Raw genomic sequence first — 25975 nt, forward strand, 5'->3', positions numbered from 1 at the left:
ATGTGAGGACGGTCAGTATGGCCTCGAGCCCTCGACCCCAAAAGTCCGGATTCGCTTCCTTCCCTCCCAAGCAGGGCATGTACAACCCTGCCTTCGAGAAGGATGCGTGTGGTCTGGCGATGGTCGCCACGCTGCGCGGCGAGGCCGGCCACGACATCGTCGAGCTCGCCTTGACGGCACTGCGCAACCTTGAGCACCGCGGCGCCATCGGCTCTGACGCGGGCACCGGCGACGGCGCCGGCATCCTGACGCAGATGCCCGACGCGTTCCTGCGCGCGGTCGTCGACTTCGACCTGCCGCCGGCCGGCGAGTACGCGGCGGGCATGGCGTTCCTGCCGCGCGACGCCGACGAGCGGCACGCGCTCAAGGCCGACATCGAGGCGCTCGCGGCATCCGAGGGTCTGACGGTCCTCGGATGGCGCGAAGTGCCGACCGAGGACGAGAACCTCGGCAAGCTCGCCTTCGCCGCCCGTCCCGCGTTCGAGCAGCTGTTCGTCTCGCGCCCCGCGGTGGGCGACGCGCCCGCGCTTGCGGGCATCGCGCTCGATCGACGCGTCTACCGGCTGCGCAAGCGCGCCCGTCACGAGCACGACGCGTACTTCGTCTCGCTCTCGAGCCGCACGCTCGGGTACAAGGGCATGGTCACGACGCTGCAGCTCGAGCCGTTCTACCCCGACCTGCAGGACGAGCGCTTCGCGTCGGAGCTGGCGGTCGTGCACTCCCGCTATTCCACCAACACGTTCCCGTCGTGGCCCCTGGCGCAGCCGCTGCGGATGCTCGCCCACAACGGCGAGATCAACACGGTCAAGGGGAACCGCAACTGGATGCGGGCCCGGCAGTCGCAGCTCGAGTCCGAACTGCTCGGGGACGTGCAGCCGCTGCTGCCGATCTGCACCGACGGTGCGAGCGACTCGGCCTCGTTCGACGAGGTGCTCGAGCTGCTCACGCTGACCGGGCGCAGCCTGCCGCACGCCGTCATGATGATGGTGCCCGAGGCCTACGAGAAGCAGACCGACATCGACCCGGATCTGCGGGCGTTCTACGACTACCACTCGATCCAGATGGAGCCGTGGGACGGCCCGGCGGCGCTCATCTTCACCGACGGCACGCTCGTCGGTGCCACGCTCGACCGCAACGGACTGCGCCCGGGACGGTGGACCGAGACCACCGACGGACTCGTCGTCATCGGCAGCGAGACCGGCGTGCTCGACTTCGCGCCCGAGCGGATCAAGCGCCGCGGCCGCCTGCAGCCCGGGCGGATGTTCGTCGTCGACACGGCCGCGGGCCGCATCGTCGAGGACGAGGAGATCAAGCGCGAGCTCGCGACGCTGCACCCGTGGCAGGAGTGGCTCGACGCGGGTCGCGTGCGGCTCAAGGACCTTCCCGAGCGCGAGCACATCGTGCACCCGATCGCCTCGATCACGCGGCGTCAGCGGACCTTCGGCTACACCGAGGAAGAGGTGCGCATCCTGCTGACCCCGATGGGTCAGGTGGGCGCCGAGCCGCTCGGTGCCATGGGCAGCGACACGCCCGTCGCCGTGCTCAGCGAACGCCCGCGGCTGCTGTTCGACTACTTCACCCAGCAGTTCGCCCAGGTGACCAACCCGCCGCTCGACTCGATCCGCGAAGAGGTCGTCACCTCGCTGTCGCTCGGTCTCGGTCCCGAGGCCAACCTGCTCTCGTGGGGTCCGGAGCACACGCGCACCGTGACTCTCGACTTCCCGGTGATCGACAACGACGAACTCGCGAAGATCCAGCACATCGACACCGCGCTCAAGGGCCGGTCGTCGGTGACGATCCGCGGCCTGTACCGCGTCGAAGCCGGCCACAAGGGCATGCAGAAGCGCCTCGCGCAGATGTGCGCCGAGGCGGACCAGGCCATCGAGGACGGCGCTGAGTTCCTCGTGCTCAGTGACCGCGACTCGAACAAGGACCTCGCGCCGATCCCCTCGTTGCTCATGCTCGCGGCGGTGCACCATCATCTCATCCGTCAGCAGACCCGCATGCGGGTGGGTCTGGTGGTCGAGGCCGGCGACGTCCGCGAGGTGCACCACGTCGCGACGCTCCTCGGCTACGGCGCCTCCGCTGTCAACCCCTACCTGGCGATGGAGACGGTCGAGTACCTCGTCCGGGCGGGCTACATCACGGGCGTCTCTCCGGAGAAGGCCGTCAAGAACCTGATCTACGCGCTCGGCAAGGGCGTGCTGAAGATCATGTCCAAGATGGGCATCTCGACGGTGTCGTCGTACGCCGGCGCCCAGGTGTTCGAAGCGGTCGGTCTGTCGGATGAGTTCGTCTCGAAGTACTTCACCGGCACAGAGACCAAACTCGGCGGCGTCGGCATCGAGGTCATCGCAGCGGAGAACGCCGCGCGGCACGCCTACGCCTATCCCGAGGACGCCGCCGTGCGCGCTCACGAGCGGCTGTGGACCGGGGGAGAGTACCAGTGGCGTCGTGACGGCGCGCCGCACCTGTTCAACCCCGACACCGTGTTCCGGCTGCAGCACGCGACGCGGACGCGCCGCTACGACATCTTCCGCGAGTACACCAAGCTCGTCGACGACCAGGCCGCCGAGCTGAAGACCCTGCGCGGTATGTTCAAGCTGCGCACGGGCGTTCGCCCGCCCGTGCCGATCGACGAGGTCGAGTCGGTCGCCTCGATCGTCAAGCGTTTCTCGACCGGGGCGATGAGCTACGGCTCGATCTCGAAGGAAGCGCACGAGACGCTCGCGATCGCGATGAACCGGCTCGGCGCGAAGTCGAACACCGGCGAGGGCGGTGAGGACGTCGAGCGGCTGCTCGACCCCGAGCGCCGCAGCGCCATCAAGCAGGTCGCGTCCGGACGCTTCGGTGTGACGAGCATGTACCTCACGCACGCCGACGACATCCAGATCAAGCTCGCGCAGGGCGCGAAGCCCGGCGAAGGCGGCCAGCTTCCGCCCGGCAAGGTCTACCCGTGGATCGCGCGCACGCGCGGCGGCACGCCCGGCGTCGGCCTGATCTCGCCTCCGCCGCATCACGACATCTACTCGATCGAAGACCTGAAGCAGCTGATCTTCGACCTCAAGCGCGCCAACCCGGCTGCCCGGGTCCACGTCAAGCTCGTGAGCCAGTCGGGAATCGGGGCGGTCGCCGCGGGTACCGCCAAGGCTCTGGCCGACGTCATCCTCGTGTCGGGTCATGACGGCGGAACCGGTGCGAGCCCGCTGAACTCCCTCAAGCACGCGGGCACCCCGTGGGAGCTCGGCCTCGCCGAGACGCAGCAGACCCTCATGCTCAACGACATGCGCGACCGCGTCGTGGTGCAGGCCGACGGTCAGCTCAAGACCGGCCGTGATGTCGTCATCGCGGCGCTTCTCGGGGCCGAGGAGTTCGGCTTCGCCACGTCGGCACTGGTCGTGGAGGGCTGCATCATGATGCGCGTCTGCCACCTCGACACGTGCCCCGTGGGCGTCGCGACCCAGAACCCGGTCCTGCGCGAGCGCTTCACGGGCAAGCCCGAATTCGTCGTGAACTTCATGGAGTTCATCGCCCAGGAGGTCCGCGAGTACCTCGCCGAGCTCGGTTTCCGCTCGCTCGACGAGGCGATCGGACGCAACGACGTCCTCGACGTCGACGGCGCGATCGAGCACTGGAAGGCGAGCGGCCTCGACCTCGGGCCGATCCTCACCGGGCCGGCGTTCGCCGACGACGCACCGCGCCGTCACCACCGCGAGCAGGACCACGAGCTCGACGAGCACTTCGACGTCCAGCTCATCGAGCGGGCGCAGGACGTCGTCGCCCACGGCGGCCACATCGAGATCGACCTGCCGATCCGCAACACCGAGCGTGCCGTGGGCACGATGCTCGGCAACCGGGTCACGCTCGCGCACGGAGAGAACGGCCTCCCGGCGGATTCGATCGTGGTGAACCTCACGGGCTCGGCCGGTCAGTCGTTCGGCGCGTTCCTTCCGGCGGGCATCACGCTGCGTCTCGAGGGCGACTCGAACGACTACGTCGGCAAGGGGCTCTCGGGCGGTCAGATCGTCGTACGCCCGCCGCGCGGCGCCGCGTTCGACGCTTCCGAGAACGTCATCGCGGGCAACGTCATCGGCTACGGCGCGACGCAGGGAACCATGTTCCTCCGTGGCGTGGTGGGGGAGCGGTTCCTCGTGCGCAACTCCGGCGCCACGGCGGTCGTCGAGGGCGTGGGCGACCACGCGCTCGAATACATGACCGGAGGCCTCGCGGTGATCCTCGGAGCCACCGGGCGCAACCTCGGCGCCGGGATGTCGGGTGGGAACGCCTACGTCTACCGCCTCGAGACGGCGAACGTGAACCGCGAGGCGATGGCCAGCGGAGAACTCGTGCTCGAGGAGATGGGATCCGGCGACGCCGAGATCCTCCGCGATCTGCTCGAGCGCCACGTCGCCGAGACGGGGTCCGAGCTGGCAGCCCGCCTGCTCGAGGACTTCGAGACCGAGGTCGCCAACTTCGTCCGTGTGGTACCGCGCGACTACGCCGCGGTGCTCGAAACCCGACAGACGGCGGCCGCCGAGGGGCTCGACCCCGATGGCGACGAGGTCTGGAGCCGCATCCTGGAGGTGACCCGTGGCTGACCCCAAGGGCTTCCTGAAGATCACGGAGCGCGAGCTCCCCAAGCGCCGCCCGGTGCCGGTCCGAATCATGGACTGGCGGGAGGTCTACGAGCCCGGCGACAGCGCGGTGCTCCGCCGCCAGGCGGGACGCTGCATGGACTGCGGCGTGCCGTTCTGCCATCAGGGATGCCCGCTGGGCAACCTCATTCCGGAGTGGAACGACCTCATGTGGCGGGGCGAAGGCCGTTCGGCCATCGAGCGTCTGCACGCCACGAACAACTTCCCGGAGTTCACCGGCCGGCTGTGCCCCGCGCCGTGCGAGAGCGCCTGCGTGCTGGGCATCAACCAGCCGCCGGTCACGATCAAGCAGATCGAGGTCTCGACGATCGACGAGGCCTTCGCGAACGGATGGGTCGAGGCCGAGCCCCCCGGACGGTTGACCGGCAAGACGGTCGCCGTCGTCGGCTCGGGTCCCGCCGGACTCGCCGCGGCGCAGCAGCTGACGCGCGCGGGCCACACCGTCGCCGTCTACGAGCGCGACGACCGCATCGGTGGCCTCCTGCGCTACGGCATCCCCGACTTCAAGATGGAGAAGCGTCACATCGAGGCGCGTCTGCGTCAGATGCAGGACGAGGGTACGCGTTTCCGCGCCGGCGTCGAGATCGGCAAGGACATCTCCTGGGACGCGCTGCGTGCCCGCTACGACGCTGTCGTGGTGGCGACGGGCTCGACCCTGCCGCGCGACCTCGCGATCCCCGGCCGCGACCTCGCGGGCGTGCACTTCGCCATGGAGTACCTCGTCGAGTCGAACAAGGCCGTCGCGGGCGACCAGGTCGCGAACCAGATCCACGCCGAGGGCAAGCACGTCGTCGTCATCGGCGGCGGTGACACCGGTGCCGACTGCATCGGCACGGCCCACCGGCAGGGCGCCCTCAGCGTCACGAACCTCGCGATCGGCAAGCAGCCTCCGTCGGACCGGCCCGACTCCCAGCCCTGGCCGATGATGCCGACCATCTTCGAGGTCGCCTCCGCTCACGAGGAGGGCGGTGAGCGCAGCTACCTCGCGTCCACGGTCGAGTTCCTCGGAAACGACGCGGGAGAGGTGCGCGCGCTCCGCGTCGCCGAGACCGAGTTCGTCGACGGCCGCCGGGTCCCCAAGAGCGGCACCGAGCGCGAGATCCCCGCCGACCTCGTCCTGATCGCCATGGGTTTCACCGGTCCGGAGCGCACCGCGCTGGAGGCCCAGCTGGGTACCGTGTTCACCGATCGCGGCAACGTCGAACGTGCCGACGACTACCAGACGACCGCGCCGGGCGTGTTCGTGGCCGGCGATGCCGGGCGCGGGCAGTCCCTCATCGTGTGGGCGATCGCGGAGGGCCGCGCTGCGGCAGCCGCCGTGGACCGCTACCTGATGGGCGACACCGACCTGCCGGCGCCGGTGCGTCCGACCGACGTCGCGATCGGGCTCCAGCGGGCATAGGCTGGACCCAACCCCCCTCCCGACCCGAGACCACCGGAGATTCAGTGAGACGCGCCAAGATCGTCGCCACCCTGGGACCGGCCACAGCCAGCTACGAGATGGTGCGAGCCATCATCGACGCCGGCGTGGACGTGACCCGATTCAACCTCAGCCACGGAGACTATTCGGAGCACGAGGTCCGCTGGGCCAATGTGCGCAAGGCCGCCGACGACGCGGGCCGTCCCGTGGCGATCCTGGTCGATCTCCAGGGGCCGAAGATCCGTCTCGGCAAGTTCGAGAACGGACCCCACCAGCTCGCGGTCGGTGACATCTTCAAGATCACCACCGACGACATCCTCGGCACCAAGGAGATCGTCTCGACGACCTTCAAGGGCCTGCCCGGAGACGTCAAGCCCGGCGACTTCCTGCTCATCGACGACGGGAAGGTCCGCGTCGAGGTCGTGTCGGTCGAGGGCTCGGTCGTCACGACGAAGGTCATCGTCGCCGGCCCCGTCTCCAACAACAAGGGCATCAATCTGCCCGGTGTGGCCGTGAGCGTTCCGGCGCTGTCGGACAAGGACGAGGCGGACCTGCGCTGGGGGCTGCAGCAGGGCGCCGACATCATCGCGCTCTCGTTCGTGCGCGACGCCGCCGACGTGACGCGCGTGCATGAGATCATGGCGGAGGAGGGCCGCAAGGTCCCCGTCATCGCGAAGATCGAGAAGCCGCAGGCGGTCGAGAACCTCGAGGAGATCATCGACGCCTTCGACGGCATCATGGTCGCGCGCGGCGACCTCGGCGTGGAGCTCCCGCTCGAGGCCGTGCCGATCGTGCAGAAGAAGGCCGTCGCCCTGTGCCGCCGTATGGCCAAGCCGGTCATCGTCGCGACTCAGATGCTCGAGTCGATGATCGAGAACCCCGTGCCGACTCGTGCTGAGACGAGCGATGTCGCCAACGCCGTCCTCGACGGTGCCGACGCGGTCATGCTCTCGGGCGAGACGAGCGTGGGCAAGTACCCCGTCGTCGTCGTCGAGACCATGGCGCGCATCGTCGACTCGACCGAGACCCACGGTCTCGAGCGCATCGCACCGCTGACGGCGAAGCCGCGCACGCAGGGCGGCGCGATCACGCTCGCCGCGATGGAGGTCGCTCAGTTCATCGAGGCGAAGTTCCTCTGCATGTTCACCGAGTCCGGTGACACCGCCCGCCGCATGTCGCGGCTGCGCCCCGAGATCCCGATGATCGCCTTCACGCCGGACCCGGCGATCCGTCGTCGCATGGCCCTCACCTGGGGCATCCGCTCCAGCCTCGTCGAACAGGTCGCTCACACCGACCTGATGTTCCACCAGGTCGACGACTACTTCCTCTCGAACGGCCTCGCCGAGGTCGGCGACAAGGTCGTCGTCATCTCCGGGTCCCCTCCCGGGATCCAGGGATCGACCAACGACATCCGCATCCACAAGATCGGCGACGCCGTCAACGGTCGCGCGCCGATCTACCAGGCGGTCCAGTAATCACCGTGTGAATGCCGAAGGGCGGGCACCTCTCCACGAGGTGCCCGCCCTTTCGTCGTGCCGGTGGTGGGAGTCGAACCCACACGTCCGAAGACAACCGAGTTTGAGTCGGTCGCGTCTGCCATTCCGCCACACCGGCGCACGCACATCGACAATACCGCCTCGTGCCGCGCCGTCCGACGGAAGCGTGGCCGGAACGCCCATACCGTAGGATCGAAAGGTGACAGAGCAAGAAGAGGCCCCCACGTCGGCCGCTCCCGCACCGCGTCGTGTCGTCGTGGCCGAAGACGAGTCGCTCATCCGACTCGACATCGTCGAGATCCTTCGCGATAACGGGTACGACGTCGTCGGTGAAGCCGGCGACGGCGAGACCGCCGTCCAGCTCGCGACCGAGCTTCGTCCCGATCTGGTGATCATGGACGTCAAGATGCCCGTCCTCGACGGGATCTCGGCCGCGGAACGGCTCGGCAAGGCGCACATCGCCCCCGTCGTCCTGCTGACGGCGTTCAGCCAGAAGGAGCTCGTCGAGCGGGCGACCGAGGCCGGTGCGCTCGCCTACGTCGTCAAGCCCTTCACGCCGAACGACCTGCTCCCCGCCATCGAGATCGCGCTGGCGCGCTACGAGCAGATCATCACTCTCGAGGCCGAAGTCGCCGACATGGTGGAGCGCTTCGAGACCCGCAAGCTGGTCGACCGGGCGAAGGGCCTGCTCAACGAGAAGATGGGCCTGAGCGAGCCCGAGGCGTTCCGCTGGATCCAGAAGGCGTCAATGGACCGCCGTCTGACGATGCAGGACGTCGCCAAGGCCATCATCGAGCAGCTCGCGCCCAAGAAGTAGTCCGCGCCCCCCCGGCGACGTGAAAGCCCCCTCCCGGATCGGGAGGGGGCTTCGTCGTCGGATCAGGATGCCGCAGGAGCGTCCTTGATGAGATTCGTGATGCGGATGGTGGAGCAGCGGCGTCCGTGCTCGTCGGAGACGACGATCTCGTGGACCGTCATCGACCGGCCGAGGTGCAGCGGAGTGCAGACCCCCGTGACGATCCCGCTGGTCGCGGAGCGGGTGTGCGTGGCGTTGATGTCGACGCCGACGGCGAGCCGGCCCGGACCGGCATGCATGTTGGCCGCCATGGATCCGAGGGACTCGCCGAGAACGACGTATGCACCGCCGTGCAGGAGACCGACCGGCTGCGTATTGCCCGCGACGGGCATGGTGGCGACGCACCGCTCGGTGGTGAACTCCGTGAACTCGATGCCCATGCGCTCCGCGAGCGCGCCTTTGCCGCGGCCCTGCGCCCACGCGAGGCCGGCGTCGGTGCCGGTGCCGGTGCCGGTGCCGGTGTCGGTGTTGTCGGGCATGCTCCACCCCTCGGTCGCAGCGGGTCGTGGTGTCCGTGGTCGTCGTTAGGCTGGACGGGTGACGGACTCCGCAAAGCCTACCCTTCTCGTCGTCGACGGCCATTCGCTGGCCTACCGGGCGTTCTTCGCGCTGCCGGTCGACAACTTCACGACGAAGGACGGCCAGCACACCAACGGCATCTACGGCTTCCTGTCGATGTTCGTCAACCTGATCAAGGCCGAGAAGCCGACGCACCTGGCGGTCGCCTTCGACACCTCTCGGCAGTCGTTCCGTACGCGCGAGTACACGGAGTACAAGGCGAACCGATCCGAGTCGCCGGCGGAGTTCAAGGGGCAGATCCCGCTGCTGCAGGAGTGCCTCGCCGCCATGAACGTGACGGTGCTGACGAAGGAGGACTACGAGGCCGACGACATCCTCGCCACCCTCGCGACGCAGGGCGCCGCAGAGGGCTTCAATGTCCTCGTCTGCTCGGGCGATCGCGACACCATCCAGCTCGTCACCGACGACGTCACCCTGCTCTACCCGAGCGTCCAGGGGGTGTCTCAGCTCAAGCGCTACACGCCCGAGACGGTCGTCGAGAAGTACGGGCTGCCGCCGCAGAACTATCCCGATATCGCCGCTCTCGTGGGTGAGACGAGCGACAACCTCCCCGGTGTCCCGAAGGTCGGCGAGAAGACGGCGGTGAAGTGGCTCACGCAGTGGGGTTCTCTCGACGCGCTGCTCGAGAACGCCGACAAGATCGGCGGCGTCGTGGGAGGCAACCTGCGCGATCACCTCGACGACGTGCGGCGCAACCGTTCGCTGAACCGGCTGCTGCGCGACGTCGAGCTCGGCGTCACGCCCGCAGACCTCGCTGTCGGCCCGATCGATGCCGAAGCGGTGCGCGACATCTTCGCCCGGCTCGAGTTCCGCACACTGCTCCCGCGCGTCTTCGAGGCCGCGGGGGCCGATCCCGCGATGGCCGTCGAGACCGCCGCGCCCGCCGTTCCGGCGCCGAGCGCCGCCGAGCTGTCCGCATCCGACCTCGGCGCCTGGGCTGCCGCGCGCACCGGCGAAGTCGGTGTCACCGTCATGGTCGCCGGCGGCTTCCCGCAGCGCATCGGCCTGGCCGATGCCGACGAAGCGGTCGAGGCCACGTGGAGCGATGACGTCGCCGAGGCGCTTCGCCCGTGGCTCGAGTCCGACGCGCCCAAGGTGCTCTCCGACGCGAAGCTGCAGGTCAAGGCGCTCCGGCGCGGCGGGGTGCGCCTGGGCGGTCTCGTCTTCGACCCGATCCTGGCGGGATGGCTCCTCCGGCCGAGCTTCCCCGACAAGACCCTCGCCGACCTCGTTCACCGGTACCTCGACGAGAAGCTGCCCGAAGCCGACCCGACGCAGCTCGTTCCCGAGACCGAGGGCGCGACCCCTGGGCAGCTGTCGTGGTTCGCGCTGCGTGTCGCCGAGGCCGTGCGGGCGGAGATGCCCGCGTCGGTACTGTCGGTGCTCAGCGACATCGAGCTGCCCACGCTCGACGCTCTCGCCGATATGGAGCTGGCCGGCGTTGCGGTCTCGCACGAGAAGCTCTCCTCCTTCTCCGCCGAGCTCGCCGCGCGCGCCGACGACATCGCGCAGCGCGCCTACGCGACGATCGAGCGCGAGGTGAACCTCGGTTCTCCCAAGCAGCTGCAGGAGGTGCTGTTCGAGCAGCTCCAGCTGCCGAAGACCCGCAAGACGAAGACGGGCTACTCCACGGATGCCGCCGTGCTGGCTGACCTGCAGGAATCGAATCCCCATCCTTTCCTCGAGCTGCTGCTTCAGCACCGGGAGGCCACGAAGCTGCGTCAGATCATCGAGTCGCTCGACACCGCGATCGCCGCCGACGACCGCATCCACACGACGTACGTGCAGACGGGAAGCCAGACCGGCCGGCTCTCGAGCACCGACCCGAACCTGCAGAACATCCCCATCCGCAATGAGGAGAGCCGCCGCATCCGGGCCGCCTTCGAGGTCGGAGAGGGGTACGAGACACTGCTGACCGCCGACTACTCGCAGATCGAGATGCGGATTATGGCGCACCTCTCCGAAGACCCGGGCCTCATCGAGGCGTTCGTGTCGGGCGAAGACCTCCACCGCTTCGTCGGCGCGCGCGTCTTCGGCGTCGAGCCGGCGGATGTCACGCCGGCCATGCGCACGAAGGTCAAGGCCATGTCGTACGGACTCGTCTACGGCCTGTCGGCGTTCGGCCTGTCGAAGCAGCTGCGCATCGAGCAGTCCGAGGCCAAGCAGCTGATGCTCGAGTACTTCGCCCGTTTCGGAGCGGTGCGCGACTACCTGCGCTCGAGCGTGGAGCAGGCGCGCATCGATGGCTACACGGAGACCATCTTCGGTCGGCGCCGCCCGTTCCCCGACCTCGCGAGCCCGAACCGGGTCCTGCGGGAGAACGCGGAGCGTGCGGCGCTCAACGCCCCTATCCAGGGCAGCGCCGCCGACATCATGAAGATCGCGCTGTTCCGCATCGCCCGCGAGTTCCGGGCCGAAGGGCTCCGATCACGCGTGCTGTTGCAGATTCACGATGAGCTCGTCGTCGAGGTCGCGCAGGGGGAGTGGGATGCTGCCGAGCGCATCGTCCGCGACCGCATGGGTGACGCCGCGGAACTGACCGTCCCTCTCGACGTGCAGATCGGCCGCGGGGGCGACTGGGACGTCGCCGGTCACTGATCTCGTCGCGCGGGGGTGCCGCAGTAGGCTCGGAGGATGACCGAAGCACAGCGCACCCCCACGCCGATCGACCGGATCGCCGATGCGTGGGTCGACACTCTGGCAGAGCTCTCACCCGGGCTCGCGACGTACATCGGCCGTTTCGAGCACAACGCACGACTCGACGACTACTCGCCGGCCGGCACCGCCCGAGCCCTCGAGGCCGCTCGCAGCACTCTCGCCGCACTCGATGCCGCCGAGCCGGCCGACGACGTCGATGTCGTCACGAAGGCCGACCTCTCCGGCGACCTGCGTCTGCAGATCGAGCTCGCCGAGGCCGGCGCGCACCTCCGCGACGTCAACGTCATCGCGTCGCCCGCTCAGGAGATCCGCAACACCTTCGACCTCATGCCCACGGCCACGGTCGACGACTGGAGCGTCATCGCAGACCGTCTCGGTGCGGTTCCGGCCGCGATCGACGGCTACATCGAGACGCTCCGCGAGGGCATTGCCCGAGGCATCGTGCCGGCGCGCCGTCAGGTCTCCGAGGTCGCCACGCAGATCGGTCGCTACACAGCGGACACCGGTTTCTTCGCGACGTTCGCCGCTGAAGCCGCGCCCAGCGAGGGTGGGCTGCCGGCGTCGCTGGCCCGTGAGCTGGCGGACAACGCCAACGCGGCTCGCGTCGCCTACGACGCGCTCGCCTCCTTCTTCACCGGCGAGCTGCTCCCCGAAGCGGGCGAGACCGACGCGGTCGGGCGTGAGCTGTACGCGTTGCACTCCCGCCGTTTCCTCGGCGCCACGATCGACCTCGACGAGACCTACGAGTGGGGCCTCCAGGAACTGGCCCGCATGGTCGCCGAGCAGGAGTCCATCGCGAACGAGATCCTCCCGGGCGCGACGGTGGAAGAGGCGGTCGCGCACCTCGAGAAGGACGAGTCCCGGAAGCTGCACGGCACCGAGGCCCTGCAGAAGTGGATGCAGGAGACGAGCGACCGGGCGGTCGACGAGCTGGGGCGCACCCACTTCGACATCCCCGAACCCATCCGCACCCTCGAGTGCATGATCGCCCCGACGAACGAGGGCGGCATCTACTACACCGGTCCGACCGACGACTTCTCACGCCCCGGTCGCATGTGGTGGTCGGTGCCGGAGGGTGTCGACTCATTCGACACCTGGCGTGAGCTCACCACGGTGTACCACGAGGGCGTTCCGGGCCACCATCTCCAGATCGCGCAGGCGGTGTACAACCGTTTCGAGCTCAACTCGTGGCGCCGCCTGCTCGCGGGATCGAGCGGACATGCCGAGGGCTGGGCGCTCTACGCCGAGCGCCTGATGGAGCAGCTGGGCTACCTCGACGACCCGGCAGACCGACTGGGCATGCTCGACGGCCAGCGGATGCGGGCCGCTCGCGTCGTCCTCGACATCGGCGTGCACCTGGGCAAGGAGCGTCCCGACGGTGAGGGCGTGTGGGATGCGGACTACGCGCTGGAGTTCATGAAGCGCAACGTGAACATGCCCGAGGAGTTCATCCGCTTCGAAGTCAACCGGTACCTCGGCTGGCCGGGGCAGGCGCCGTCGTACAAGGTCGGTCAGCGTATCTGGGAGCAGATCCGCGACGACTTCGCGGCGCGGGCGGGCGACCGATTCGATGTCAAGGCGTTCCACATGAAGGCGCTGCGGCTCGGTGGGGTCGGGCTCGACACGCTGCGCTTGGCGCTCGCGCAGAACTGAGAGCATCGACGACGGGGCGGGAATACTCTTCCCGCCCCGTCGTTGTATGCGGGTGAATGAAAGGTGGCCACCCATGACCGCGACATCCGTCCAGTTCGCCCTCGACACGTTCGGTGACGTCACCCGTGGCGCCGACGGCGAGCTGCTCTCCGACGCGCAGACCATCCGAAACGTCGTCGACCAGGCGGTGCTCGCCGATGAGGTCGGCCTGAGCTTCTTCGGGGTGGGGGAGCACCACCGGCGCGAGTTCGCCGTCTCGAGTCCCGAGATCGTGCTCGCCGCTGCCGCCGCGCGCACGAAGGACATCCACCTGGGTACCGCCGTCACGGTCCTCTCGAGCGACGACCCGGTGCGCGTCTACGAGCGATTCGCGACTCTCGACGCCGTCTCGAACGGCCGCGCCGAGATCATTCTCGGACGGGGATCGTTCACCGAGTCGTTCCCGCTGTTCGGGTTCGATCTCGCCGACTACGAGATCCTCTTCGAGGAGCGCCTCGACCTGTTCGGCCGGTTGCGGTCCGAGCAGCCGGTCACCTGGCAGGGCCGGACCCGCCCGGCGCTGACGGATGCCGATGTCTTCCCGAAGACCGAGAACGGCCTCCGTGCGTGGGTCGGCGTCGGGGGCTCGCCCGAGTCGGTGCTGCGAACCGCCCACAACGGGTACGGCCTGATGCTGGCGATCATCGGCGGCGGTGCCGCGCGGTTCCGCCCCTATGTCGATCTCTTCCACCGCACCCGCGATGCGATGGGTGCCGACCGGCTTCCGGTCGGGGTCCACTCGCCCGGCCACGTCGCCGACACCGACGAGCAGGCGTGGGAGGAGCTCTTCCCGGCGATGAAGGTCAACCGTGACGCGATCGGTGCCGAGCGCGGCTGGCCGCCCTACTCGCGCCTGCAGTTCCAGCACGATCTCGGCCCCGACGGCGCGGTTTACGCTGGCTCGCCCGAGACCGTCGCGCGCAAGCTCGCGCAGACGATTCGCACGCTGGAGCTCGACCGGTTCGATCTGAAGTTCTCGCACGGGACGCTCGCCCACGAGAGCATGATGCGCTCGATCGAGCTCTACGGCACGAAGGTCGCGCCTCTCGTACGGGACATGCTCGCCGACGACTGACCGAGTGGCGTCCGAGGCCGTCGCGGGTCAATAGCATGGTCGAATGACCGATACCGCGACGCCCTCGGTGGCGCGCCGCCTCGACGATCTGCCCTTCGGCCGTCGGCACCTGAGAATCCTGACCGGATCCGGGCTGGGATGGGCCCTCGATGCGATGGACGTCGGGCTCATCTCGTTCATCATCACGGCGCTGATCGCACAGTGGTCGCTCGACACCTCGCAGGCGTCGTGGATCGCGTCGGCCGGCTTCGCCGGCATGGCGATCGGTGCGAGCCTCGGCGGGCTGCTGGCAGACCGGTTCGGTCGGCGCTCCGTTTTCGCGGTCACGCTCCTCGTCTACGGAGTCGCAACCGGGGCGAGCGCTCTGGTCGGCGGGCTCGCGATGCTGCTCGTCCTGCGCTTCGTCGTGGGACTCGGTCTCGGCGCGGAGCTGCCGGTCGCGAGCACCTATGTGAGCGAGTTCGCGCCCGCCCGCATCCGCGGCCGGGTGATCGTCATCCTCGAAGCCTTCTGGGCCGTCGGCTGGACCGCGGCCGCGCTGATCGGCTACTTCGTGATCCCGCAGGCCGACGAAGGATGGCGCTGGGCATTCGTCGTGGGCGCGATCCCCGCGGTGTACGCGCTGGTCGTGCGCTGGGGGCTCCCCGAGTCGGCCCGGTGGCTCGAACGCCGCGGCCGACACGCCGAGGCCGAGGCGGTCGTCCGGAGCTTCGAGACGAACAGTGCGACCACGTCGCGCGACATCAGCGCTGTCGTCGGAGCGGAACCGATCGCCGCGCCCGCCGCCGTGTCGTCGACCGGCCGGCTCCGCGCGCTCTGGTCGTCCGAGTTCCGCGGCCGCACCGCGAGCCTGTGGCTGGTCTGGTTCTGCGTCAACTTCTCGTACTACGGCGCCTTCATCTGGATCCCGACGATCCTGTACACGCAGGGGTACGACCTCGTGCGATCGTTCGGGTTCACCCTGATCATCACTCTCGCTCAGCTGCCGGGCTACGCCGTGTCGGCCTGGCTGATCGAGGTCTGGGGCAGACGCCTGACCCTGTCGGTGTTCCTCATCGGCTCTGCGGCATCCGCCGTCGTGTTCGGAACGGCCGGGACCGAGGCCGTCATCATCGGCGCCGGTATGGCGCTGTCGTTCTTCAACCTCGGCGCCTGGGGCGCCCTGTACGCCGTCACGCCGGAGATGTACCCGACGTCGCTGCGCGGCACCGGCGCCGGATGGGCTGCCGGGATCGGCCGGATCGCATCCATCCTTGCGCCGCTGTCGGTCCCGCCCCTGCTGCTGTGGGGCGGCGCGCCCGTGCTCTTCGTCGTGTTCGCCTTCTTCTTCGTCCTCGCCGCCGCCGGTGCCTGGGGACTCGTCGACCGCAGGGGAGTGTCGCTCGATGACCGCTGAATCACAGGTGCGCTATGTCGCCATCGGCGACTCGTTCACCGAGGGCGTGGGAGACGAGCTGCCCGACGGCGCCGTGCGCGGCTGGGCCGATCTCGTCGCCGCCGGCTGGGCCGACGCGACGGGGCGACCCGTGCAGTACGCCAACCTCGCGATCCGCGGCAAGCTCGTGCGGCCCATCGTCGACGAACAGCTCGAAGCCGCCCTCGCGCTGCGCCCCACTCACCTGTCTTTCAACGGCGGTGGCAATGACATGCTGCGCCCGCGCACGTCGATCGCGCACATCGTCGACGCCTTCGTGCAGGTGCTGCGCCGATGCGACGAAGAAGGCGTCCGCCTCATCCTGCTCTCGGGCGCGAACCCGTCTGCGCAGCTGCCGCTGGGCGGCCTGATCAACCGACGCGGCGATGCGCTCTCGGATGCCGTCGTCAAGCGCATCGCGGATCGCGACGACGTCGTCCGCGCCTTGAACTGGTACGACCGTGCCCTGACTCATCCGTCCTACTGGTCGGCCGACCGGCTCCACATGAACGCCCGCGGCCACCATCGGGTTGCCGCTCGGGTGCTCGGCTCTCTCGGCCTCGAAGCGCCGGGGGAGTGGTGGTCGCTTCCCGCCGACGAGCAGACGCCTGTCCTCGCGCGCGGTGAGTACTTCCGCGAGCACCTCGCTCCCTGGGTCCGTCGGCGACTCACCGGTCGTTCGTCGGGGGACAACCGGCAGCCGAAGTTCGGTTCCTGGATCGAGGTCGCGCCGCGCTCCTGACACGTCGCGAGAGCGGGTGTCAAGCCGGTGCGCGGAACCACGCGCGCGCGCCACGATCTACGGGTCCGCACACCCGAAGGGAACTGACATGAGCATTGGTGCCGGAATCGCATTGTTCGTCATCGGCGCGATCCTCGCGTTCGCCGTGAACGTCGAGGTCGAGTGGGTGAATTTCGACCTCATCGGCTACATCCTGATGGGTGCGGGAGCCCTCATCTTCCTCATCGGTCTCATCCTGATGGTGCGCCGCCGTCAGACCGAGACCGTCAGCCGTACCGCCGTCGACCCCGCGAGCGGCCAGCGCGTCACCCGCAACAGCACGAGCACGTCGGGCGACCCGATGCTCTGAGACACGGCTGCTGGGAACGGCCGCGGTGGGGTCACGCCCGTCGCGGCAGTTTCGGTACGTCCATCCCGATGTGGATGCGGGTGCGCTTGCGTTCGATCGCGATGAACGCACCGCCGATGAGCCAGAGGGGCACCTGCGTGAGGAACGCGATGCGGAACGCTTCCAGCGAGTACGTCGCGGGAGTTCCGGCACCCTGGAGGTCGAGCGCCACTCCGATGCTGAACACCGCGATCAGGGCGGCGAGGAAGCCGCCGGCGTTCGTCAGCCCCGTGGCCGTGCTGAGACGATGCGAGGGATTGTGCGTGCGGGCGTGGTCGAATGCGATCATCGACGCCGGGCCGCCGGTAGCGAGGGCGATCGCGAGTGCCACGAGCAGCCACGCCGGCGCGGTGCCCGGCCACAGGATCACCGCCGTCCAGGCGACGAGCTGGACTCCGACGGCGGGAAGGACGAGCGCGCGCGAGCGCAGGTTGGGGATGCGGCGGGAGAGCTCGCCCATGATCGGCCCGAGCGCCATCCCGGCGAAGACGTAGAGCGTCGTGATGAGTGTCGCTTCGGCCTGCGTGCGTCCCTCGCCGGCGGTGAGGAACGGTATGCCCCACAGGAGGATGAACGCGGTACCGGCGAACGGCGTCGTGAAATGCGACCAGAACGCGAGCCGGGTACCCGGATGCGCCCAGGCGGCGCGAATGCCGACGCCCGTGTCGACGCTCGAGGTGACGACCCGGATGGCGCCCGTGTCGGTGTCGACGCTGACGTCGCGATCGACCTCCGGCGGATGATTGCGTACGAGCAGGAACACCAGGATGGCGAACAGGACACCGAGGCCCGCGACGCTGCCGAAGGTCACCGACCAGCTGGTGGCATGCAGGAGCGCGGAGAGCGGGATCACGGCGATGAGCTGCCCCGCCTGCCCGAGGATGCCGGTCATCTGCACCATCAGCGGCCCGCGCTGCGCCGGGAACCACGTGGCCACCAGCCGGAGGACGGCCGGGAAGATGGCCGCATCACCGGCACCGAGCAGCATGCGCGCGACGATCGCCACGCCGACGCTGGGGGAGAGGGCCATGGTCAGCTGGCCCACAGCCATGAGGATCATGCCGATCGTCATGATGGGGCGCGAACCGTATCGATCGAGCAGGACGCCGATCGGAATCTGCATCCCGCCGTACACGGCGAGCTGGACGACGGCGAACATCGACAGGGTCGCGGCATCCGCCTGGAAGCGCTCGGCGGCATCGACGCCCACGGCCGCCAACGACGTCCGGTTCGTGATGGACAGCACATACGCCGCCACACCGGTTCCCCAGACGAGCCACGCCCGGAGCCCGGGGCCGCTCATCCGCGCTGCGGCCGTCATCGACCGATCCGTCCGAGCAGGGGAGGCGCCGGGGAGATCACCCTTCTACGCTACTCCGGCGTCGGCGTCTACCCGCACGGCCCCCGGTGTCCGGCGTCGTGGTCGTCTGACATGATGCGGAGCATGAGTGCTCCGGTGGTCCTGCGATGACCGCGCTCTCGGATCTCGAGACCGACGCCGCGATCGTCGTCGAGCACGTCGCACGCCGTGAGCAGCCGGTCGACGGCGAGACGGTGGCCCGGCTACGAGCCGAGTTCCCGAGATTGCACCGGTTGTTCTGCGCGCTCTACGGCGAAGGGTCGACCTCACTCGAGTCGCTCCTGACCCTCATCGATGCCGTGCTCGACGCGCGCGCCGATCGGCCCGCTGCACTGAGGCGACTCGACCGCGACAGGGTCGCGCGGCCCACCTGGTTCGAGTCCGAGAAGATGCTCGGCGGCGTCTGTTACGTGGATCGGTTCGCGGGCGATCTCGATGGCGTGCGCGGGATGATCCCGTACTTCCGGGAGCTCGGTCTCACCTATCTGCACCTGATGCCGCTGTTCGACAGGCCCGAGGGCGAGAACGACGGCGGCTACGCGGTCTCGGACTATCGCACGGTCGATCCGGCCCTCGGGACGATGGCTGATCTGCGTGCGCTCGCGAGCGAGTTGCGTGAGGCGGGCATCTCGCTGGTCCTCGATTTCATCTTCAACCACACCTCGAACGAGCACGAGTGGGCGAAACGGGCCCTCGCCGGCGACCCGGTCTACGAGAACTTCTACCTGATCTTCCCCGACCGCGAGCTCCCCGATGCGTACGAGCGGACCACGCGCGAGATCTTTCCGGACGATCATCCGGGCGCGTTCGTGCCGCTTCCCGATGGCCGGTGGATCTGGGCCACCTTCTACCGGTTCCAGTGGGATCTCAACTACGCCAACCCCGATGTCTTCACGGCGATGGCGGGGGAAATGCTCTTCCTCGCGAACCAGGGCGTCGAGATCCTCCGGATGGATGCCGTCGCCTTCATCTGGAAGCGCCTCGGGACGGCGTGCGAATCGCTGCCGGAGGCGCACCTGCTCCTCCAGGCGTTCAACGCCCTGCTGCGCATCGCGGCGCCGGCGGTGCTGTTCAAGTCCGAGGCGATCGTGCATCCCGACGAGGTGCAGGACTACATCTCGCCCGACGAGTGCCAGCTCTCCTACAACCCGCTGCAGATGGCGCTGACCTGGGAGGCGCTGGCGACCCGAGACGCGCGCCTGCTTCAGCTCGCGCTCGACGAGCGCCACGCGCTCCCTCCCAGGACCGCGTGGGTCAACTACGTTCGAAGCCACGACGACATCGGCTGGACGTTCGCGGATGAGGATGCCGCGCGTTTCGGCATCGACGCCGGGTCGCACCGGCGCTTCCTCAACGAGTTCTACATCGGTCGCTTCGACGGGTCGTTCTCTCGCGGCTACCCGTTCCAGGAGAACCCGCGCACCGGCGATGCCCGCATCGCGGGCACCACGGCCTCGCTGGCCGGGATCGCCGCGGGCGACGACGGCGGTGAGGACCGGGTCGTGCTCGCGCATGCGCTCGCGATGTCCACCGGCGGCATCCCGCTGCTGTATCTCGGCGACGAGGTGGCACAGCTCAACGACGACACCTTCCAGGGCGACCCCGCGCGGCGCGGAGACAGCCGATGGGCGCACCGGCCCGAGCGCCCCCACGAGCGGTACGAGGAGCGCCGGGACGGGTCCACGGTCCCCGGGCGGGTCTTCACGCGGCTGAGGCGCTTGATCGATGTGCGTCGACAGACTCCGGAATTCGCCGGCAACGAGCTCGTCCCGTTCCACACATCCCTGGCTGCGGTCGTGGGCTTCACCCGGCCGGCTGCCGACGACGCCGGGGGAGCGGTCCTGGTCCTCGCCAATGTCGGCGACGAGCCTGCCACGATCCTATCCGAGACCCTGAGCGGGCTCGAAGAGTCTGCGTCCGACCTCGTCCATGACTGCATGGTCGACCTGGGGCGCGGCCTCGTGCTGCCTGCGCACGCGTCCGTGTGGTTGCGCGTCCGCCGGCGCTGAGTCGGCTACGCCGTCAGAGGACGTCCTCGAGGATCAGATCGCGCAGCGTGCTGCGTCGCAGGTCGTGAGCGGTGACGACCGTGCCGTCGCCGAGGTTGCTCCGGCCGCTGAGGTGCTCAGCGATACGACGCGCCACGAGCGCGCGGTCCTGTTCGTCATCCAGGACGATGCCGACAGCGGTCAGGTCTCGGCCCAGCGAGTTGCTCGAGTGTACGCTCGCGTGGTCGATCAGCTCGCTCGCGAAGACGCGGCCGTCCGCCAGCCGCCCGGCGGCGTGGACCACGGCGACGAGGATGCGGGGTGACACGCGGCTCAGTTCGCGCTCCAGGAGCGCGTCGACCTCGTCGATGCACGCCGGGAGTTCGTCAGGGGCGTCGGGGAGTGATACCCCGATCGTGAGCGCATCGGGGCGGTGGTCGGTGGTCGCGACCTCTGCCAGTGCGTCGATGATGTCGGCATCCAAGCCAGCGATGTGCATGGCCGTCTCCCTTCGTCGCGCTCCACAAGAGCGAGCATGACCGATTACTGTACCAGCTGGACGGTAAAGAGTCAGATCGGCTCGGCGGGCGTCAATCGACCGTGACGGATACGCGGCCCGGACCGAGGGGAACCAGGGGAGCACGGTAGATGAAGCCGGTGTCGTCGGGGTGCAGTGAGACCTGGGCTGCGCCGAACCGCCAGAGCCGGTTGAAGAGGAAGACGGTGATCTCGACGACCTCGTCGTCGGACACGAGCCATGTTCCGACGCCCCATTGCGCGGGCTGTCCGCGCCCATCGATCACGACCGTCGGGCGCACGCCGGGGATCAGGTGCAGGATGGGCCGGCGCAGGTCCAGCGTGACGCGTCGTCCCGGCGTCGTAGGCACGTCGCTCATGCGCCATCCGCCTCGTCGAGGTGCGTCGGTGTCGTCATCGACTCACCGTATCGGCGGCGTTGTGCTCCGACCTGCGATCGGCGCGGCGGGTCGCGGGGCGACTGTTATCGCGGCGACAAGGGGAGGACGGAGGAGACGCCCGTCACCCGCGAATTGACATAATGTGCATTATCGGATCTCAGCGCTGTACCGCGACTGGAGCCGCAGCAGCTCACACGCGCGGGACGAGTGCGGGTCCTCGGGATCGTCCTGACGGCAGCCCGCCGCTGACCGCGAGAGCGCCGAGAACAGTCGCGATGATCGTCGCGACGGTGAGAAGAGCCGACGCCAGCGCGCGCTCCGATCCCGATGCGTACGACGCGCACAGCGCGATGGCGGTGAGCGCCGCCAGCAGGATCAGGACGGGTGTCAGTCCGCGCAGTCGGCGCTGCGCGGTCGTGAGCACGACCGAGCTGCGTCCCCGGCGATGACGGGCTGCGCTCACCATGAGCGCAGCGATCGTGCACCAGAAGCCGACGACGAGACTTGCTGTCACGACGTCGCTCGGCCGGTGCCAGCCGGCGGCGATGACGCCCATGCCGGCCACGGTGGCCCACACGACGAGCACAGGTGCGAGGACGAATTTCATGCGCGTCGGGGCGGCGAACAGCGCGGCGCAGGCCGCCGCGATCGCGATGGTCGCATGGCCCGACGGCAGGGAGTTGTGGTACGTGCCCCAGCCGCTGGCGAGATCGGGGCGCGCGATGATGTCGTGCTTGAGCACCTGCGTCACGATGCTCGCGCCGACGAAGACGACCGACGCTGCGCCAGCCTCCGCGAACCGACGGCTGACGAGCGCCGCTGTGATGCTGATCACCATCGTCACGGCCGCGACGACGAGGATGTAGTTGGCGCTGACGTGCTGCGCCGCCAGCAGGATTGGATTGCTCGACGCTGTCGTGGCGATCATCGCCGCCTGGTCTGCGTGCTGCCCGGAGGTCGTGAACACGCACACCGCGATCGTCACGGCGATAGCCGCCAGCTGGACGGCGGCCAGCTGGATGTAGCGCACGCTGCGTCTCATGTCGTCACCTCTTCCACGTCTGAACCACCGTACGAAGCGCAGCCTGTGAGCGGGGTCAACGCGCGCCGCGTGGCGCTCTCATGCGGGGCGCGCACCCGCACTCCCCTAGGCTCGAGGGGTGCAGGTCGTGACCGGATTCGTCGTCGTCGGGGTCGCGATCGTCGTCGGATACGTCATCGGCCGGATCGATCTCCTCGGGCCTCACGGTCGCCCCGTGCTCGCGCGCCTGATCTTCTTCGTCCTGTCGCCGTTCCTCATGTTCGTCGTGCTCTCTCAGGCCGACGTGTCGACCCTGTTCTCCGCATTGCTGCCCGTCTCCGCGATCGCCGCGGTCTCGATGTTCGTCGTCTACGCGGTGATCGCGCGGCTCGTGTGGCGTCGATCGGTCGGCGAGACGCTCATCGGTATGCTTTCGGCCGGCCAGGTGAACTCGAACAACATCGGGATCCCCCTGTCGCTGTATCTGTTGGGCTCCGCCGCATTGCCGGCGCCCGTCATCCTGATGCAGCTGATCGTCTTCACGCCCATCACGATGGCGATCCTCGAGGCCGTCACCACCGGCCAACGCAAGCCGCTGCCGATCCTGAAACGGACCATCGGCAACCCGATCGTCATCGCCTCGGTGGCGGGAGTGATCGTGTCCGTCTCGGGTCTGCGACTGCCGCCCATCGTGCTCGATCCGCTGCAGCTCATCGCGGACGCCTGTGTTCCGGTGCTCTTGATCGCGTACGGGATGTCGCTCCATGGCCAGCGTGTGCTCTCGGCATCCGGCCGTCGCCGCGACATCCTCCTGGCGTCGGGGTTGAAGCTCATCGCGATGCCTCTCGTCGCCTGGGCGGTGGCGGCTTTCATGTTCGGCCTCTCCCCCGCCGACACCCTGGCCGTCACAGTCCTCGCCGCCCTCCCGACCGCGCAGAACGTCTTCAACTTCGCCCAGCGCTACGACATCGGCGAGACGATCTCGCGCGACACCGTGTTCCTCACGACGCTCGGCTGCGTCCCCGTGCTCCTCGCTGCGACCCTGCTCCTCGGCTGAGCACCGGCACTCCCCGGCGCTGCACGGGGCGCTCTGATACGGCTTCCGCATGTCCAGTAGCGTGAGGCGAGACGGGAGCATCCGACTCCCGTGAAGGAGGCCCTGACATGACAACTGCGGAGAACATCGCCGGAAGGTTCATCAGGTCGCTGCGGACGTCGTTGATCCTGACCGGCGTGCTGACCTTGATTCTCGGCCTGCTGATCCTCATCTGGCCCGGGCGCACGGCCCAGGTCCTGACGGGCATCATCGCCGCATACGCGATCATCGCGGGAATCGTCTACGCCGCCCTCGGCGTCTTCTCGCGCACGAAGCGCGGCTGGGCCCGCGTCGGGCACATCGCGCTCGGCGTCTTCTTCGTGGTCGTCGGCATCGTGGCGTTCGCGAACCTCGCCGCGTTCACCGTGTCGTTCGCCGTGTTCCTCGGTGTCCTGGTGGGCATCATGTGGATCGTCGAGGGCGCGGTGTCGCTCTCCGTCGTCAGCGAGTCGTCGTCGCGAGGCTGGACGATCGCGTTCGCGATCCTCTCGATCATCGCCGGCGTCATGCTGCTGTTCACGCCGCTGTGGGGCGTCTTCGTGCTCTGGTGGCTGCTCGGCATCTCGGCCGTCGCCCTCGGAATCGTCAACATCATCCGCGGACTCTCGCTCCGTCCGTGACGGGTGCGGGGCGTCACACCGGGAGGTGACGCCCCCACCAGTCGAGAATGGCCTCGAACCGTTCCACGCGGTGGCGGGGCCGTCCGGAGCGGGTGAGCTCGTGGTCCTCGCCGGGGAAGACGAGCAGCTCCGCCTCTGTGCCGTGCCGACGCAGGGCGGTGTAGTACCGCGTCGCCTGTTCGAGCGGGCATCGGAAGTCCAGCTCGGAATGGATGACGAGGGTGGGGGTGGTCACGCGGCCGACCACGGCCATCGGGCTCTGCGCCCGGATCGCGGCCGGATCGGTGCCGACGTACTCGTCGCCGAAGAACGAGCCGATATCGCTCGTTCCCTGGAAGGTCTCGGGGTCGAGGAAACCGCGCTCGACGATCGCCGCTGCGAACCGGTGGTCGTGCGCGATCGTCCAGGCGGTCAGATAGCCGCCGTACGACCCGCCCATGATCCCGACCCGTCCACCGTCGAGCCGGGGGTCAGAGGCGACTGCTCCGTCGAGGAACGCGAGGACGTCGACGAGGTCGTCGGTGCCCATGCGCCCGCGGATGCTGCGCCCGTGAGCGCGACCGTATCCGGCGCTGCCCCGCGGATTGCAGTACACGACGGCGTAGCCGGCGTCGACGAGCACCTGAGTCTCGTCGAACAGGTGGACACCGTACGAGGCATACGGGCCGCCATGGATCTGCAACAGGACAGGGAACGGGCCCTCGCCCTCGGGAGTCGCGACCCATCCGTGCACGGGATAGCCGTCGGGCGCCGTCACCTCGAGCTCGCGCGGGACGACGAAGCCCGCTCGGCTCGCAGCGTCTCCGAATGAGGTCAGCAACCGCGCGTCCACGCCGTCGGCGTCGAGGAGAAGGAGCTCGCCGGCCGACCGGTGGGTGGCCACTGCGCAGACGATTCGCCGGCCTGCCGCGTCGGCACCGTGTCCGATGACCTCCATGCCCCCGCGCAGGCGGACGACGGCGCCGTCGCGCGAGACGCGAAGCAGGTGCACCTCTCCGCGGGTGCGGTTCTGAACGAGGAAGTCGTCGCCCACCGGAGTGATGTGCGAGCCCACTTCCCCGAGGTCGATCGTCTCCGGGTCGGTCAGTCTCCGTGGCTCATCGCCCTCGAGGAGCCACAGCGCGACGCCCGGGGCGACGAAGTCCACGCCCTCGGCGCCTGCATCGGAGGCGAGCAGAGCGATGCTGCCGTCGGGAGCGACGGCGACGTCGGCGATCGAGAGGCTCGCGGGAAGGACCACGCGCTCCCCCGTTCCGTCGACGCCGATCGCGATGAGGGGTGAGCGGAGGTCGCGACGTTCGCGCTCGATCTCATCCGTGGTGGTGAGGATCTCCGAGCCGTCGGCGGCGAAGACGACGCCGTCGTGGGAGAGCTCACCGGAGGTGAGCTGACGCGCCTCCGCCGGCACGCGGGGCGCAGGCGCCGACGAACCGCCCTGCGGCTCGGCGGCCGGAGCGTACGCGGGCTCGGAACCGAGGTCCGGTGCGGCGACGACGAAGACCTGAGCGGGGCGGTCCGCGATGTAGCCGATGCCGTTCGCATGCCACCGAACGCCCGTGATCCGCCGAGGGGATTCCGCTTCTGCCGCGAGCCCTTCCACCGTGCCGTAGCGACCCTGCTCCGGGACCCGCGCTGTGAAGGCGAGAAGGTCGCCCGCGGGTGACCATGCGTACGCCCCGACACCGAGCGGTGCGTCGGTGACCTGGATGGGCTCCGAACCGGATGCCGCGATCACGTGGATCTGCGGCTTCCCGTCGGCGTCGCCGCGGACGAAAGCGACGTGACGGCCGTCCGGCGAGAGGCGCGGCGAAGCGTCGGCGATGCCGCGGGTGAGCCGGTGAGCCTCGCCAGAGGGCAGCTCGATACGCCAGAGCTGTCCGACGTTCCGGTTCGCCGAGATATCGGGCCGCGACGTCGCGAACACGGCGAACGAGCCGTCGGGGGCGACCGTCGGACGCCCCACGCCGATGAGTGCCTCGATGTCGGTGGGGCGCATGG

19 protein-coding genes and 1 tRNA gene are annotated in these 25975 nt (G+C 68.9%); 13 read left to right on the forward strand and 7 right to left on the reverse strand.

All coding sequences use genetic code 11. From position 1 onward, the window contains the following. Positions 1 to 17: 17 nt before the first annotated feature. From gltB to pyk, 3 genes are read left to right on the forward strand one after another with little or no spacing between them, the layout of a single operon-like run. Positions 18 to 4598 carry a glutamate synthase large subunit gene (gene gltB, locus CI089_RS10250; protein ID WP_094261503.1) on the forward strand — a complete coding sequence of 1527 codons (4581 nt, stop codon included), beginning with the start codon at positions 18 to 20 and terminating at the stop codon, positions 4596 to 4598. Then, the gene (locus tag CI089_RS10255) at positions 4591 to 6057 is read left to right on the forward strand and encodes a glutamate synthase subunit beta (RefSeq protein ID WP_094261504.1); all 1467 of its coding nucleotides are present in this window, start codon (positions 4591 to 4593) and stop codon (positions 6055 to 6057) included. The genes gltB and CI089_RS10255 overlap by 8 nt, the downstream gene beginning before the upstream one ends. Before the next feature lie 44 nt (positions 6058 to 6101). Next, positions 6102 to 7550, forward strand: a complete 1449-nt coding sequence (pyk, locus tag CI089_RS10260) for a pyruvate kinase (protein WP_023950636.1) — start codon at positions 6102 to 6104, stop codon at positions 7548 to 7550. A gap of 58 nt (positions 7551 to 7608) precedes the next feature. Here the strand turns inward: pyk and CI089_RS10265 are convergent. Then, positions 7609 to 7689: transfer RNA gene (locus tag CI089_RS10265), tRNA-Leu, on the reverse strand. Positions 7690 to 7770: 81 nt separating this feature from the next. On the opposite strand from CI089_RS10265, the gene CI089_RS10270 reads away from it, so the two are divergent. Next, positions 7771 to 8388: an ANTAR domain-containing response regulator gene (locus CI089_RS10270; RefSeq protein WP_023950638.1), complete on the forward strand. Its 618-nt coding sequence runs from the start codon at positions 7771 to 7773 to the stop codon at positions 8386 to 8388. 62 nt (positions 8389 to 8450) lie between these two features. On the opposite strand, the gene CI089_RS10275 is transcribed toward CI089_RS10270, so the two are convergent. Further along, positions 8451 to 8906, reverse strand: a complete 456-nt coding sequence (locus CI089_RS10275; RefSeq protein WP_094261505.1) for a hotdog fold thioesterase — start codon at positions 8904 to 8906, stop codon at positions 8451 to 8453. A gap of 58 nt (positions 8907 to 8964) precedes the next feature. Between CI089_RS10275 and polA the strand changes: the two genes are divergently transcribed. The 6 genes from polA to CI089_RS10305 all read left to right on the forward strand — a co-directional run bounded on the left by polA (position 8965) and on the right by CI089_RS10305 (position 16936). Beyond that, positions 8965 to 11604 carry a DNA polymerase I gene (polA, locus tag CI089_RS10280; protein WP_094261506.1) on the forward strand — a complete coding sequence of 880 codons (2640 nt, stop codon included), beginning with the start codon at positions 8965 to 8967 and terminating at the stop codon, positions 11602 to 11604. Positions 11605 to 11640: 36 nt separating this feature from the next. Continuing rightward, complete coding sequence (locus CI089_RS10285) at positions 11641 to 13317, forward strand: DUF885 domain-containing protein (RefSeq protein ID WP_094261507.1); 1677 nt, start codon at positions 11641 to 11643, stop codon at positions 13315 to 13317. A 73-nt stretch (positions 13318 to 13390) separates the two neighbouring features. Next, positions 13391 to 14431 (forward strand): LLM class flavin-dependent oxidoreductase, encoded by a 1041-nt coding sequence (locus CI089_RS10290; RefSeq protein WP_094261508.1) that lies wholly within the window; start codon positions 13391 to 13393, stop codon positions 14429 to 14431. Between the two features lie 43 nt (positions 14432 to 14474). Beyond that, positions 14475 to 15827: an MFS transporter gene (locus tag CI089_RS10295; protein ID WP_094261509.1), complete on the forward strand. Its 1353-nt coding sequence runs from the start codon at positions 14475 to 14477 to the stop codon at positions 15825 to 15827. After that, complete coding sequence (locus tag CI089_RS10300) at positions 15817 to 16587, forward strand: SGNH/GDSL hydrolase family protein (RefSeq protein WP_179223310.1); 771 nt, start codon at positions 15817 to 15819, stop codon at positions 16585 to 16587. Before CI089_RS10295 ends, CI089_RS10300 begins: the two co-directional genes overlap by 11 nt. 88 nt (positions 16588 to 16675) lie before the next feature. Further along, positions 16676 to 16936 carry a DUF6458 family protein gene (locus CI089_RS10305; RefSeq protein WP_094261511.1) on the forward strand — a complete coding sequence of 87 codons (261 nt, stop codon included), beginning with the start codon at positions 16676 to 16678 and terminating at the stop codon, positions 16934 to 16936. Between the two features lie 31 nt (positions 16937 to 16967). Here the strand turns inward: CI089_RS10305 and CI089_RS10310 are convergent, their stop codons facing one another. Further along, a complete protein-coding gene (locus CI089_RS10310; protein WP_094261512.1) occupies positions 16968 to 18296 on the reverse strand; it encodes an MFS transporter in 1329 nt (442 codons plus the stop codon). Between the two features lie 146 nt (positions 18297 to 18442). On the opposite strand from CI089_RS10310, the gene CI089_RS10315 reads away from it, so the two are divergent. Then, the gene (locus CI089_RS10315) at positions 18443 to 20344 is read left to right on the forward strand and encodes an alpha-amylase family protein (protein ID WP_094261513.1); all 1902 of its coding nucleotides are present in this window, start codon (positions 18443 to 18445) and stop codon (positions 20342 to 20344) included. A 13-nt stretch (positions 20345 to 20357) separates the two neighbouring features. Here CI089_RS10315 and CI089_RS10320 read toward each other — a convergent pair whose 3' ends face one another. The 3 genes from CI089_RS10320 to CI089_RS10330 all read right to left on the reverse strand — a co-directional run bounded on the left by CI089_RS10320 (position 20358) and on the right by CI089_RS10330 (position 22282). Further along, positions 20358 to 20822, reverse strand: a complete 465-nt coding sequence (locus tag CI089_RS10320) for a hypothetical protein (protein WP_094261514.1) — start codon at positions 20820 to 20822, stop codon at positions 20358 to 20360. A 91-nt stretch (positions 20823 to 20913) separates the two neighbouring features. Next, positions 20914 to 21219, reverse strand: a complete 306-nt coding sequence (locus tag CI089_RS10325; protein ID WP_094261515.1) for a hypothetical protein — start codon at positions 21217 to 21219, stop codon at positions 20914 to 20916. 211 nt (positions 21220 to 21430) lie between these two features. Continuing rightward, positions 21431 to 22282, reverse strand: coding sequence for a phosphatase PAP2 family protein (locus CI089_RS10330; RefSeq protein ID WP_094261516.1), 852 nt, complete (start codon positions 22280 to 22282; stop codon positions 21431 to 21433). 118 nt (positions 22283 to 22400) lie between these two features. On the opposite strand from CI089_RS10330, the gene CI089_RS10335 reads away from it, so the two are divergent. Then, entirely contained in the window at positions 22401 to 23318 is a 918-nt protein-coding gene (locus CI089_RS10335) for an AEC family transporter (RefSeq protein ID WP_094261517.1), read from the forward strand. Between the two features lie 107 nt (positions 23319 to 23425). Further along, positions 23426 to 23977 (forward strand): DUF308 domain-containing protein, encoded by a 552-nt coding sequence (locus CI089_RS10340; protein ID WP_094261518.1) that lies wholly within the window; start codon positions 23426 to 23428, stop codon positions 23975 to 23977. Positions 23978 to 23990: 13 nt separating this feature from the next. On the opposite strand, the gene CI089_RS10345 is transcribed toward CI089_RS10340, so the two are convergent. Next, positions 23991 to 25973 carry a S9 family peptidase gene (locus CI089_RS10345; protein ID WP_094261519.1) on the reverse strand — a complete coding sequence of 661 codons (1983 nt, stop codon included), beginning with the start codon at positions 25971 to 25973 and terminating at the stop codon, positions 23991 to 23993. Positions 25974 to 25975: the final 2 nt, after the last annotated feature.

It is taken from the genome of Microbacterium sp. Yaish 1, assembly GCF_002245215.1.
Lineage (GTDB): Bacteria > Actinomycetota > Actinomycetes > Actinomycetales > Microbacteriaceae > Microbacterium.